Origin of the sequence: Endozoicomonas arenosclerae (assembly GCF_001562015.1) — a bacterium.
In the GTDB taxonomy this organism is placed as follows: Bacteria; Pseudomonadota; Gammaproteobacteria; order Pseudomonadales; family Endozoicomonadaceae; genus Endozoicomonas_A; species Endozoicomonas_A arenosclerae.
Map to the genome: position 1 here is coordinate 23,074 of NZ_LASA01000121.1, position 12,946 is coordinate 36,019.

The window sequence follows — 12,946 nt, forward strand, 5'->3', positions numbered from 1 at the left end:
GTGAAAGTGATTTCATCCCGCAGGTACGAAATCACTTTCTTTGCTCATGGCTGCATTAACGAATCTTCAGAGAAGCAAGACCAATCAAAACCAGAATCAAGGTAATGATCCAGAAACGGACAATGACCCGGGGCTCTGGCCACCCCTTGAGTTCAAAATGATGGTGCAGAGGAGCCATCCTGAAAATTCTGCGCCCGGTGAGCTTGAATGAAGCCACCTGCAGAATGACCGAAACGGTCTCCATGACAAAAACACCACCCATAATTATCAAAACAATTTCCTGGCGAACAATAACAGCCAGCACACCCAGCGCTGCACCCAGTGCCAGAGCACCCACATCCCCCATAAAGACCTGAGCGGGATAAGTGTTAAACCATAAGAACGCCAACCCGGCACCGCCAATGGCTGCACAGAACACCACCAGTTCACCGGAACCAGGCACAAAAGGAATTAACAGATATTGGGCAAAATTGGCATGACCACTGGCATAAGCAAAAATAGCCAGTGCTGCTGCAACCAGCACAGTAGGCATAATGGCAAGACCATCGAGACCATCGGTCAGGTTAACGGCATTACTGCAGCCGACAATGGTCAGATAAGCCAGCACAATAAAGAAAGGCCCCAGGTCGATCACCACATTCTTGAAGAAGGGTACAATCAGACTGGTTTCCACCGGTGTACTTGCTGTCGTATATAAGAAGATGGCAGCTCCCAGACCTCCCACCGATTGCCAGAAGAACTTCCAGCGCGCGGGCAGACCCCTTGAGTTTTTCTCAACCACCTTACGATAATCATCCACCCAGCCAACAATGCCGAAGACGCCCGTCACCAGAAGAACCACCCAGATGTAACGATTACTGAGATTGGCCCATAACAATGTACTAACAGCGATACAAACAAGAATCAGTGCACCACCCATTGTGGGTGTACCCGCCTTGCTGAGATGAGACTTTGGACCATCATCACGCACGGACTGGCCAATCTGGTGATAGCTCAGCCGGCGAATCATATGAGGCCCCAGCCAGAGCCCCATCCCCAGTGCGGTAAGAACCCCCAGAATCGCTCTGAGCGTCAGGTATTTAAAAACAGCAAAGCCGTGATAGTATTGCGACAGAAAATCCGCAAGCCAGAGCAGCATTATCAGCGCTCTCCCTTATATTCAGATCCCACCAGGGATCGGACTACATCCAACATTTCCATTCCTCTCGAACCTTTAACTAAAACAGTCACCGGGCGATCAGTATTCTCTGCACGGAATGCTTTGATTTTCGATCTGACCCAGTTCGAGAGAGCCTCTTTATCATTAAAGTGTTGTCCACTACCGCTTCCGTATGCCTTGATGGCAGCAACAGAAGCATCACCATAAGCAGCAAAACAGCTGATTCCTCTGGTGTTTGCGTACTCACCCACATCAATATGCCGGGCTTCAGATACATCACCGAGATCCAGCATATCTCCGAGCGCCAAAATGGTCTCGCCTTCACAATCAGCAAGCTGATCAATGGCTGCCAGAGTAGCAATTGGACTGGCGTTATAACTTTCGTCAATGACCAATACATCATCAGAGAGAGGATAACGGGTTCCTCTTCTTTGATAGGGCCGGGCATTTTCCAGCCCCCGAACAATAATGTCCAGCTCCAGACCCACAGCCAATGCTGCTGCTGCAGCACAACAGGCATTCTGTACTTGATGTTTACCCCAAAAAGCCAGCCTGACTCTGGACTTTTGTTCAACATCCTCTCGCCTGATATGGAGATTGAAGGTCATACCTTCCAATGTTGAAAGTATCTCTGAAGCAAAAGCATTGGCCTGCGGCTTATCAAGACTGAATGAAAGAACAGAGCGGCTGGACTCAGCCATCGCTCTGTTTTTCCAACGCTGAAAGCTGGGGTCATCCAGACTCAGTACTGCTGCACCATCTTTCTTCAAGCCTTCAAGAATAAAACCTTTTTCATGGATAACCCCCTCAAGGGAATGCAAATCCTTGAGATGATTCTCAGCCGCATTGGTAATAATGGAGACATCAGGCTCAGTCAGGCGGGTAATGTAATCAATCTCACCGGGAGAGCTGGTTCCCAACTCAACTACTGCATGTTTCTGATGTCCCTCGAGCCTGAATAGCGTCAAAGGCACACCAAAAGCATTATTCAGATTCCCCAGTGTTGCAAGCGTATCGCCCGTTTCTTCAAGCACTGCCGCCAGCATTTCTTTTACGGAAGTTTTGCCGCAAGTGCCGGTAACAGCCAACACCGGAGCAGAGAAACCTTCGCGATTAAATTGCCCAAGACGACCTAAAGCCTGCGTTGTGTCTTCAACCAGAATTTGAGGAATTCCAACCTCCACAGGCTGCTGCACTACAACAGCTGAAGCACCGGCTGCCTGAGCCTGAGTTACATAGGCATGGCCATCAAACTTTGGGCCTTTGATTGCAATAAACAGATCACCGCGAGCAAGCGTTCTGGTATCGATACTAATGCCTGAAATAGTGGCATCAATGCCAGTGAGAGAACCTTTCAAAACTTCTGCCAGTTCAGACAAAGCGTATGAGCGAATCATTATGCTTGCTCCCTCACAGAATCAGTAAGAGGCTTCCAGGCATCCAGAGCTTTTATTGCTTCTTCCGAGTCATCAAAATGATGTCGAACACCCTTCACTTCCTGATAATCCTCGTGACCCTTGCCGGCAATGACAATAATATCGTCGGCAGATGCCTGATCTACGGTCCACTGAATGGCTTCAGAGCGATCAACTATAGACGTCACTGGAACACCTGATAGATCAACCCCCTTTAAAGCATCCTGGATAATGACTGCAGGCTCTTCGCTTCTGGGATTATCACTGGTCACAACCACTTCATCCGCACCTTCAATTGCGGCGCAGGTCATCAATGGGCGCTTGCCACGATCTCTGTCACCCCCACAACCAAAGACACAAATGAGTTTTTTTGCCCCATGCTCACGCAGGGCTTTCAGAACGCTGACCAAGGCGTCCGGAGTGTGTGCATAATCGACCACAACTACTGGCTTTTGCTCTCCACCCAGTCTTTGCATTCTGCCCGGCACAGTACTGAGAAGGGGAATCAGTTCAAGCACCTTATTTAACGGGTACCCCTGACAACAGACTGCACCAATCACAGCCAAAAGGTTTTCCAGACTGAACCGTCCCAATTGAGGCGTTCGCAACACCCCTTCACCCCATGGGGTCACCAATTCAGCCTTCAGACCCTGAGCATCAAGGACAATATCACGGGCTGAAATATCGGCTTCTTTTCTGGATGAGGAAAAGGTAAATACTTCGGTAGAATCGTCACAGCGAGACAGCATCAGGTCACTGTACTGATCATCAAGATTGATAACGGCTTTGCGAACTCTGCTTTCAGCAAAAAGCAGCGACTTGGCTTCCGCATAAGCGTCCATTGTCTGATGATAGTCAAGATGGTCGCGACTGATATTTGTGAAAACGCCTACCTCAAACTGCAGTTGATCCACCCTGCCTTGATGAAGGCCATGAGATGAAACTTCCATAGCCATAGCCGTTACTTCTTTCTCAACCAGCTCCGCCATAAATGCCTGAGTTGAGACAGGATCAGAAGTGGTATTGAGACAAGACTCCAGCTCGGGAGGGACCCCTTTACCCAGAGTACCCATAACGGCACAAGGCTGACCAAGAAGGGAAAGAAGCTGGGCAACAAACCAGCAGGTTGAAGTCTTACCATTGGTACCGGTGACACCGGTCAGTTTCAACTTTGTAGAAGGTTGCCGATAAAAACGATTGGCAAGAAAGCTAATATGGCTTTTCAGATCATCAATAAAAATAACAGGTGTCTCTGGGGCCTCAACAACTTGCCCGCCAGATTCTGCAAGAACGGCAGCAGCTCCGGCAGCAATTGCCGCTTCAATATAATCACGTCCATCAGAACATAAACCCGGCACAGCCAGAAACAGCTCGCCCCCGATCAGCGTGCGGCTGTCGAGGGCCAGTCCTGTCAGTGTTATGTCTTTAGCCAGCGGTGATTGATTCAATTCCGCCAGCACTTCATTTAAAGACGTCATTTGACACGAGGTCATGTTCCATCCTGTTTCAGATTCATCACTCCGACCTTATCCAGGTCAGGTCTTTCAGCGGTCAGCACTTTATCCTCACTGGGCCTGACACCCAGCATCCGTAAAGCCTGACCATTCACCCGGGAAAAGACCGGGCCAGCGATCACACCGCCGTAATATTCATTGCCAGAAGGGTCATCGATGATCACAACAGTGGCAATTCGGGGATTTTCTACCGGAGCCACTCCGGCAAACAAACCTACATAACGATCTTCAAGGTAGCCGCTGCCACCGACTTTCTTAACCGTTCCGGTTTTGCCCCCTACATTGTAGGACTTAACTGCGCCTCTCCAGCCTGTTCCACCCTTGCCAACGACTTTACCCAGCATGGCCATGATGTCATGGGCCACATTTTCATCCATAACCCTGACACCATCCGGAGCCACATCACGCTTGATCAGAGATGCTGGCCTAAGCAAGCCGCCTGATCCCAGAACGGTATAGGCCTGAGCCAATTGAAGCGGCGTTACCGTCAATCCATATCCGAAAGACAAAGTTGCTACTTCAATATCGCTCCAACGATCTTTGTAGGGAAGAAAGCCAGCCCTTTCTCCAGGAAACCCGGTACCCGGACTTTGCCCAAATCCAACCCGACGTAACATATCCACCACCTGGTCGACACCAATATCGAGCGCCATTTTGGTTACACCGATATTGCTGGACTTTTTAAGCACGGTTTCAACATCAATGGTTCCGTAGCCTCTGACATCCCGGACAGCATTGCGACCTACCCGCAGGTAACCCACACCGGTTTTAATCTGGGTATAGCGATCGTATTTTCCGGTTTCCATGGCTGCCGCCACAGTAAAAGGTTTCAAGGTTGAACCAGGCTCCACCAGATCAGTCATGACCCGATTTCTCATTCTGTAAGGTTCCAGACCGGTTCTATTATTCGGGTTGTAGGAGGGCTGGTTGACCATAGCCAGCACTTCTCCGGTCTGAACATCCATCATGACCAGAGAACCCGCTGAAGCCTTGGCTTTTTCTACAGCATTTTTAAGTTCCCGGTAAGCCATATACTGCAACCGGGAATCAATACTGAGCATCAGCTCCTTTCCGGGCTGAGCACTCTCAACCAGCTCAGCCTCTTTAGCAAGGCGCCCACGCCTGTCTTTCAAAAGCCTCCGGGTTCCTTCAGTACCGGTCAGCCAGTGGTCATAACCGAGTTCAAGCCCTTCCTGCCCTTTATCATCAATACCCGTGATCCCCACGAGATGGGCAGTCACTTCACCCATTGGGTAATAGCGTCTCTGCTCATCAAGAATATGGACACCAGGCACTTTCAGCGCTTTAACTTTGTCACCCTGCTCAGGTGTCATCTGACGCTTGAGATAAATAAACTCTTTGCTGGCATTTTTCTTTACTCTGGCCGCCAGCCAGCTTTTATCGACTTTCAGACTGTATGCCAGCTCATTCCAACGCTCAGGCGCTTTAATCAGTTCCTGTGGATCAGCCCAAACCGTCATAACAGGAGCACTTACAGCGAGGATCTTTCCGTTTCTGTCAAAAACAACTCCTCGGTGAGCAGGTATGGACTCATGCCGGATCGACCGCTTATCCCCTTCACTCTGAAGAAAAGTACGGTCCAGCACCTGAAGGTCCACAAGACGATAGCAGATCACCAGGCCTGCGGAGATAAACAGCAACTGCAGGAGTTTGATTCTCCAGCGGTATGGCATGGACTCTTTTTTGAGAGTCTGATTTTTGCCAATCGGGCTTTTTTTCTTGTTGGCACTTGCTGTCATGGTGCCACCATTTTTATACGTCCGGCGTCAGGCACTTCCATGTCCAACTCTTCCCTTGCAATCTTTTCCACACGCCCCGGGGCAGTCAGCGAACTCTGTTCCAGCAGCAACTTCCCCCACTCCACCTGGGCCTTGTTTCTTTGCTCCAACTCCTGTTGAAGCTCATTATGAAGCCGTCTGTTTTCATGACCGACATAACTCACCGCTATACCGGACACAAGGACACTGGCCAGCAATAACACACTGACTAAATTGGATTTTTGAAACAACGCACGCAGCGGTTCTCTATCCATTTTTATGGCCTTGTCAGTTCAGCTTCTCAGCAATACGCATGACAGCACTTCTTGCTCTTGGGTTAGCCTTTACCTCTTGATCACTCGGCTTGATGGCCTTACCAATGGCTCGCATGCGTTTATTCAGCTGGTCTTCCGTTACAGGCATCCAGCGGGGTAACTCATCCCCTTTGACCTGCTTTCGAATAAACCTTTTGGCAATCCTATCTTCCAGTGAGTGGAAACTGATAACCACCAGACGCCCACCCGGCTTAAGTACTTCCAGAGCAACATCCAGACAATCCACCAGATCGTCCAGCTCTCGATTTATATGAATTCGGATTGCCTGAAACGCTCTGGTAGCCGGATGCTTGCCCTTCTCTCTGGAGGGGCTGGCTGATGCAATAATCCCGGCCAGGCGCTTCGTTGTTGTAATAGGCTCTTCTTCCCTTTCTCTGACAATGGCTCTGGCAATTCTGCGAGAAAAGCGATCCTCACCCAATTCCCAGATCACCTTGCTGATTTCCTGCTCTTCAGCACGGTTAATCCAATCAGCAGCGCTTTCGCCACAGGTCGTGTTCATACGCATATCCAGAGGACCATCCTGCATGAAACTAAAGCCACGCTCGGCGTTATCCAGCTGGGGCGATGAAACCCCCAAGTCCAGCAAAACACCATCCACTTTTTGACCCTTCAGCGCCTCTTCAAGCTCAGCAAAGGATCCGTGGTAAATAGAAAAGCGGCTGTCACTTTCGGCCAACTGGTCGGCTACGGCTATAGCCCTGGGGTCTTTATCGATACCCAAAAGCCGTCCCGTATCAGAGAGCTTGTCCAAGACCGCTCGACTGTGACCACCACGACCAAATGTTCCGTCTACATAAATCCCATCAGGATCTGTAACCAGAGCTTCAACCGCTTCGTTTAGCAGCACAGTGATGTGCTGATCAGATTGTTCTTGCAATGACATCTATCATGCCCGGGTTCACACCCATTAAAGGGATAAAGACTGGAGCTCAGCCGGCACTTCGCCGGATTCACTGGCTTCCTGAAGATAATCGTCTCGCCGCTGGTTCCAGCAGGCTTCATCCCACAGTTCAAACTTTTTGCCCTGTCCCAGCAAAATGCAGCGCTTATCAAGCCCTGCATAATCCCTGAGCAAGGGAGGTACTAAAACTCGGCCACTGCCATCCATGTCGATGTCGGTAGCATGTCCGATAAGAAGTCTTTGAATACGACGCGTCATGGGATGAAAGCTGGGTAAGGCCTCAATTTTAGCCTGTATGGCCTCCCATTCATCCTGTGGATAAATCAATAGACAGGGCTCGTCGGTATCAATAGTGGCCACCAGACTGCCGTCACAGCGATCCTTCAACACCTGCCGATAACGGGTAGGTATTGCAAGACGCCCCTTGGCATCGAGGTTGATGGCATTGACCCCACGAAACAAACCGGTTCTCCCTGGTCGACTCAGACAGGATGACAGACCGCAGTCTGATAAGAGAAAAGTGTTCTATTTCTCACCCCTCTTCCCCACATCATGCCCATACAACTCCACATTTATCCACTTTACGCCACTGAAGCACACTATAGAAATCTCAAAAACCCACGTCAAGGCCAGAATATGCATGCTGCGTCAAAGTTTTGACCTGCACGAGACCCCCAAAGGGAGTGCTTTGCATCAAAAAAGCGCATGAAAATGAGCAGCTTGGAAGGAAGAGCTGTTTAAGGCCATGAAGCAGAAAAGCAATCTAAAAAAATTGTAAAAATTTTAATCAATCGCTCAATTTACAACCAAAACATTCAATCCATTGCAGATTGAAGTATCACACCATCAGAAGATTTCTTTAAAAGACCTTCTGGCTTGGCGCGATAAAAAAACAGAAAAAAAGAAAGTTCGAGTTGGCCTGTAAGCCGGGTTCTGTCCAACCTGTAAAACAGGTCTGGGCAATCATTCATCTGGGATGCCTGTCACCAGACACCTCAAGCAACCTACCCGAATCCAGTGCGGGTCACACCTCTAGGATTCCTATTTGGTCTTGCTCCAGGCGGGGTTTACCATGCCGTGAACTGTTGCCAGTCACGCGGTGCGCTCTTACCGCACCCTTTCACCCTTACCGGTCACCGATTGGTGACTTAGGCGGTCTGCTCTCTGCTGCACTTTCCGTAGGCTTTCGCCCCCCAGGCGTTACCTGGCGCCGCACCCTTTGGAGCCCGGACTTTCCTCCACCAGATACCCAAAAGTATCCGACAGCGACTGCCCAGCCAACTCGAGGCGGCGAATACTACCGAATGATATCGTTCACTGCAATTCGTTCATTTCCCAAAGTTATAAAAAACGCTTCTCAAACATCTGAATAATTACACCCCAAGCCAGCAGGATTTCTGATCATGGCTAGACTTCCCCCACTAAACTTTCGAAGTTAATTAAAAATGAACCTGCAAAAATGTCTATCTCTGTCGCTCCTTATCAGTTCAACCGTACTTTTTGGTGCCAACAATCCTGCTGACACCACTTCATCAGGACGGCGCATTGCCTCAATGAAATTTGAAGCAACGGTAGTACTCAAAGATCACTCCTTGGTTCACGCCAGTAAAATTGAGTTAGGGATTGAAACGTGCCGCCCGATCACTTCCCACCTCGAAGGCCTGTCACATTTTACAGAGAACTTTCTTAACCCAGCCACGCTATCCGGCTATAAGCCCGAGTACCTGTCGGATCAATATGAAGTATGCTCCCCCCCATCCCTATGGATCACCGAACAATCCAACCTCATAGCACAAGAATCGATTTTTCTGGGAAGACACTCGCAAATACTTCTGCAGGGAGGTACTCTCACGCTACCTGAAGAATCCCATATAGAACTGATCACTACCTCAGATAAAACTTTTCCACGAATCGTCACCCAGAGCTGCTCTTCTATTCAGGCAGAGTGGATTAACATCCGTATCACGGCACAAGACAACCAATGGCTCCCACCGGCAACTAAAACCGTGCTGCTAAAAGCCATTCATTCCCCCTTTTGTGAAAATCTGACACCCGACTTCAGAATTGCTGAAACCCTGACCCAAAAGTGGACCATTGAAACCACAGAGTCGAACTCGACAGAGTTTGTTGCCAAAAGAGATGATAAACCCTTTCTATACAGCGAGGCGGCATCACCTGCCTTGCAGAAAGAAGCAGAATTCATTGATATGGAACTAAGAAGGGAGGCGTCAGAAAACCCTGCCAGCAAGGCCGCCCGAACACTGGCAAAACTGGATCGAATCAAGGAGCAAAGCCAGTACGATGAAGCAATCAAAAGGTTAATCTCACAAAGACAACACCCCTGACAACGGGAATAGAAAGACTTAGAAACCAGGCAATCAGGCTCCCCAAGGGAGCCTGAAAGACACTTTATTTCATAGACAAAGACAACTCATAGAGCTGCTTTTTACGATAACCGGAAACATCAGCAATCACGGCGGCAGCTTTTTTGGCGGGCAGCTCTTCCAAAAGTCGTTTCAGCAACTTGACCGTATCAGGATCAACCTCATCGCTCTCCTGCTCTTTGGCGCCTTCAACCAGCACCACAAACTCGCCACGGCACTGATTGGAATCTTCTTTAAGAATCGTCTCGACTTCCGCCACACTGCCAGCTAATACTGTTTCAAAGGTCTTTGTCATCTCTCTGGCAAGAACGATATAACGATCCTCACCCAGCACTTCCCGAAAATCGGCAAGACTATCAAGAATACGATGCGTGGACTCATACACAGCCCAGGTATTGGTCATTACACTCAGGGTTTCCAGCTTCTTTTTTCTACCCGAGGATTTAGCGGGCAAAAAGCCTTCAAAATAGAAACGGTCCGTTGCCAAACCACTGACTGACAGTGCAGCTACCAGCGCACAGGCACCCGGTACCGGAACAACTTTAATACCATGCTCCCGAACCGTCCGAACCAGAATAAAACCGGGATCAGAAATAAGGGGCGTACCGGCATCACTGATCAAAGCGATGGACTCTCCCTGCTCAAGACGAGCCACAAGCGCTTCAGTCTGATGCCTCTCATTATGTTCGTGACAGGGAATCATAGGGGTCTCAATGCCGAAGTGATTGAGAAGCTTCCAGCTGTGTCGGGTATCTTCTGCAGCGATCACAGAAACCTGCTTCAAAACCTGCACAGCTCTCGGCGTCATATCATCGAGATTACCAATGGGTGTTGAAACAACAAAAAGCGTACTTTCAGACATATCCTGCCAGCCAGTCTATCGACTGCGAGAACCACAGCAGCCGAGGGGATTAGAATCAAACAGCCACGAGTTTACTCTTTTCACAGGACTGTTGACAGAATCCTGAATAATATGATCGTGATTGCATGCCTGCTCAGGCTGACGCACCGCGCCTCTTAAGGTAGAATGTTTCCATCAAAAACAGTTCGGTCGTTGACTCCGATTTTATGAGCCAGAACCTTTTTATAAGCCAGGGCATCTCCAAGCGCACTCTAGTAACCACCCTGCTGATTAGCGCAGTGCTGGCGGGTTGCTCATCACAGCCCGGAAAAATTGTCGAGCAGCCTCTACCCGCTGTAGAGTTTGCTCCCGCAGGTACCGACGAGCTACTGGATCGTGCCCAGCGCAGTCCATTCCCAGAAAGCGCCAGATTAAAAATACAGGCTGCCAATCAACTGATTAGTGGCCAGATGGTTCGCGCACAGACCATTCTCGACAGTTTGAACTACGAAGAGCTACCGGACGATCTGAAAGCGGAAATGGCGCTTTCAAGAGCAAAAGTCGCTGAACAGGCCGGGCAAAACTGGGAAATCTTCTTCTGGCTCGATCGTGCATCCGTGATCAACAGCAGTAATGTTCAGTTACTGGATGCCAGCCATACCCTGAAGGCTCGAGCCTACAATCGCTATAGAGAGTATGTGACTGCACTGGATGAGTGGAGCATGCTTTCGAATATCAGCGAACTGGACAAGCAACCTGAAAACAGAGATGCCTTTTGGGAAACACTGCTAAACGCTCCGGAAGAGCGCCTGATCACTTTGGGCAACCAGACCAGCAATGAAACCATGAAAGGCTGGCTTGAACTGGCTCTGGTTTATCGTCCCGGTAAATCCCTGGATCAACAGCTGAATGATTTGAGCGCCTGGCGCAACCGCTGGCAAAACCATCCGGCCATCACCTACTTGCCGAAGGACATCAGTGCCCTGCAGGTCGCCAGCACCAACCAGCCCGACAAGATCACTCTTCTTCTACCTGTCAGCGGCCCCCTGGCCTCTGCCGGAAGAGCGATTCGTGACGGTTTTCTTGCTGCCTACTATCAGAACCTTTCAGACTCTGGCGAAAACATTCCTGAAGTGACCGTTATGGACACGAATGGAAAGAATGTCATTGAACTGGCCAATGAAGCCAAAAACCAGGGGACAGAGCTTATCATTGGGCCTCTGGACAAAATCAACGTCAGCCTGCTGAAAGAAAACACACCTGAAGGCGTTACCGTTCTGGCATTGAATACGCTTGAAGACAGCAGCAGCCATAACGCCCAGAAAGATAGCTTTTTCGAATATGGACTGGCTACCGAAGATGAAGCCAGAGCAGTGGCTCGCCGAGGCATTCTCGACGGCCACCGACGGGTTCTGATTCTTCGCCCGGAAACTTCCTGGGGAGACAGAGCCACTAACAGCTTTGTCTCCGAATGGACAAGTCTCGGTGGTGAGATAGCGGGCATTTCTGAGTTCAACAGCAAAACCGAATTCAGCCAACTGGCGGGCCAGGCTCTGTTAGTGGATGAAAGCCAGAAACGTGCCAAAGAATTAAACCGAATTCTCAGAGAAAAGCTGGGCTTTGAGCCGCGCAGAAGACATGACGTTGATATGATCTACATGCCTTCTAACCCGAAAGAGGCTCGCCAGCTCAAGCCTGCCCTCTCCTATCAGTTTGCAGGCAAACTCCCGGTTTATGCGACATCCAGCGCTTATTCAGGCAGAGTCAGCCCCAGCAGAGACCAGGACCTGGACAACCTTAGAGTCCCGGTCATGAACTGGTACCTGCCAGACAACAAAGGCCACCTTGAGTCCAACATCCGCGCTACCTGGAGCAGCGCCAGAGGCCAATATGGCAGCCTTTACGCCATGGGGGCAGATGCTTTTACGCTGTACCCACGCCTGCAACAGTTAGCCAGCCTGCCAGGCAGTCGACTGGAAGGGTTAACAGGGCTCCTCAGTATTAACAGTACCCACCATGTTGAACGGGAACTCTCCTGGCAGGTATTCCGTAATGGCCGGTTAAGACCACTCCCCATCCCCGTACAAGACAAACCCGATGTTCTGGCAGTTAAAGCTGCACAATAAAAGCGGTGCTACTGCTGAAAACCGGGCTTTGAACTATTTCAAAGCCCGGGGCATGAAACTGATCAATAGAAACTATGCCTGCAAAGCAGGAGAAATAGATCTGATCATGCTCGACAAAAACGTACTGGTTTTCATTGAAGTACGCCTCAGGTCCTCCTCCCGGTTTGGCTCTGCTGCAGACTCAATTACCCCTGCCAAACAACACAAATTAAGAAAAGCTGCCCAGCACTTTCTGGTCAGTCATCCGGAACACCAGCAAAGATTTTGCCGCTTTGACGCCCTTTTGTTTAAAAATTCATCCGGACAACCTGACGCCAACCCGGAAAAGCCTATAGAATGGCTGCAGAACATTTTTTAATGTCAAAAGCCGTAACTTCAAAGAGATAAAGCAATAGACAACTGAGTGCGAATAAATTTTGTTAGCCCTCTTGTTCCATTGGGATAAGAAAAGGGAGTAATGAAAAAAAAATCACGGTAAACTATTAGTTCT

At 49.5% G+C, this 12,946-nt stretch carries 11 protein-coding genes and 1 other RNA gene; 3 read left to right on the top strand and 9 right to left on the bottom strand.

Annotated elements, in window-relative coordinates; genetic code table 11:
- Positions 1-55 precede the first annotated feature (55 nt).
- The 8 genes from mraY to rnpB form a co-directional block, all read right to left on the bottom strand.
- Complete coding sequence (mraY, locus tag WG89_RS19370) at positions 56-1,138, bottom strand: phospho-N-acetylmuramoyl-pentapeptide-transferase (RefSeq protein ID WP_062268909.1); 1,083 nt, start codon at positions 1,136-1,138, stop codon at positions 56-58.
- Between the two features lie 2 nt (positions 1,139-1,140).
- The gene (locus WG89_RS19375; protein WP_062268911.1) at positions 1,141-2,556 is read right to left on the bottom strand and encodes a UDP-N-acetylmuramoyl-tripeptide--D-alanyl-D-alanine ligase; all 1,416 of its coding nucleotides are present in this window, start codon (positions 2,554-2,556) and stop codon (positions 1,141-1,143) included.
- On the bottom strand, positions 2,556-4,067 hold the full coding sequence (locus WG89_RS19380; protein ID WP_216638518.1) for a UDP-N-acetylmuramoyl-L-alanyl-D-glutamate--2,6-diaminopimelate ligase: 1,512 nt from the start codon (positions 4,065-4,067) through the stop codon (positions 2,556-2,558). The genes WG89_RS19375 and WG89_RS19380 overlap by 1 nt, the downstream gene beginning before the upstream one ends.
- The gene (locus WG89_RS19385; protein WP_153301699.1) at positions 4,064-5,848 is read right to left on the bottom strand and encodes a peptidoglycan D,D-transpeptidase FtsI family protein; all 1,785 of its coding nucleotides are present in this window, start codon (positions 5,846-5,848) and stop codon (positions 4,064-4,066) included. Before WG89_RS19385 ends, WG89_RS19380 begins: the two co-directional genes overlap by 4 nt.
- On the bottom strand, positions 5,845-6,141 hold the full coding sequence (gene ftsL / locus WG89_RS19390; RefSeq protein ID WP_062268914.1) for a cell division protein FtsL: 297 nt from the start codon (positions 6,139-6,141) through the stop codon (positions 5,845-5,847). The genes WG89_RS19385 and ftsL overlap by 4 nt, the downstream gene beginning before the upstream one ends.
- Before the next feature lie 13 nt (positions 6,142-6,154).
- Positions 6,155-7,087, bottom strand: coding sequence for a 16S rRNA (cytosine(1402)-N(4))-methyltransferase RsmH (gene rsmH / locus WG89_RS19395; protein ID WP_062268916.1), 933 nt, complete (start codon positions 7,085-7,087; stop codon positions 6,155-6,157).
- Between the two features lie 24 nt (positions 7,088-7,111).
- Entirely contained in the window at positions 7,112-7,567 is a 456-nt protein-coding gene (gene mraZ / locus WG89_RS19400; RefSeq protein ID WP_062268918.1) for a division/cell wall cluster transcriptional repressor MraZ, read from the bottom strand.
- Positions 7,568-8,011: 444 nt separating this feature from the next.
- Positions 8,012-8,390, bottom strand: an RNA gene (gene rnpB, locus WG89_RS19405) — RNase P RNA component class A.
- Between the two features lie 160 nt (positions 8,391-8,550).
- Here rnpB and WG89_RS19410 point away from each other — a divergent pair.
- Positions 8,551-9,450 carry a hypothetical protein gene (locus WG89_RS19410; RefSeq protein WP_153301700.1) on the top strand — a complete coding sequence of 300 codons (900 nt, stop codon included), beginning with the start codon at positions 8,551-8,553 and terminating at the stop codon, positions 9,448-9,450.
- 64 nt (positions 9,451-9,514) lie between these two features.
- Here the strand turns inward: WG89_RS19410 and rsmI are convergent, their stop codons facing one another.
- Positions 9,515-10,351: a 16S rRNA (cytidine(1402)-2'-O)-methyltransferase gene (rsmI, locus tag WG89_RS19415; RefSeq protein ID WP_062268922.1), complete on the bottom strand. Its 837-nt coding sequence runs from the start codon at positions 10,349-10,351 to the stop codon at positions 9,515-9,517.
- 206 nt (positions 10,352-10,557) lie between these two features.
- Here rsmI and WG89_RS19420 point away from each other — a divergent pair, with 206 nt between their 5' ends.
- Positions 10,558-12,456: a penicillin-binding protein activator gene (locus WG89_RS19420; protein ID WP_062268924.1), complete on the top strand. Its 1,899-nt coding sequence runs from the start codon at positions 10,558-10,560 to the stop codon at positions 12,454-12,456.
- Entirely contained in the window at positions 12,428-12,814 is a 387-nt protein-coding gene (locus tag WG89_RS19425; protein WP_079253935.1) for a YraN family protein, read from the top strand. Before WG89_RS19420 ends, WG89_RS19425 begins: the two co-directional genes overlap by 29 nt.
- Positions 12,815-12,946 lie beyond the last annotated feature (132 nt).

Coding starts and splice junctions, on each gene's coding strand:
- WG89_RS19380 (WP_216638518.1), bottom strand. CDS start 4,067: ATGACCTCGTGTCAAATGACGTCTTTAAATGAAGTGCTGGCGGAATTG.
- rsmI (WP_062268922.1), bottom strand. CDS start 10,351: ATGTCTGAAAGTACGCTTTTTGTTGTTTCAACACCCATTGGTAATCTC.
- WG89_RS19425 (WP_079253935.1), top strand. CDS start 12,428: ATGTTCTGGCAGTTAAAGCTGCACAATAAAAGCGGTGCTACTGCTGAA.
- mraY (WP_062268909.1), bottom strand. CDS start 1,138: ATGCTGCTCTGGCTTGCGGATTTTCTGTCGCAATACTATCACGGCTTT.
- ftsL (WP_062268914.1), bottom strand. CDS start 6,141: ATGGATAGAGAACCGCTGCGTGCGTTGTTTCAAAAATCCAATTTAGTC.
- WG89_RS19410 (WP_153301700.1), top strand. CDS start 8,551: ATGAACCTGCAAAAATGTCTATCTCTGTCGCTCCTTATCAGTTCAACC.
- WG89_RS19375 (WP_062268911.1), bottom strand. CDS start 2,556: ATGATTCGCTCATACGCTTTGTCTGAACTGGCAGAAGTTTTGAAAGGT.
- WG89_RS19385 (WP_153301699.1), bottom strand. CDS start 5,848: ATGACAGCAAGTGCCAACAAGAAAAAAAGCCCGATTGGCAAAAATCAG.
- WG89_RS19420 (WP_062268924.1), top strand. CDS start 10,558: ATGAGCCAGAACCTTTTTATAAGCCAGGGCATCTCCAAGCGCACTCTA.
- rsmH (WP_062268916.1), bottom strand. CDS start 7,087: ATGTCATTGCAAGAACAATCTGATCAGCACATCACTGTGCTGCTAAAC.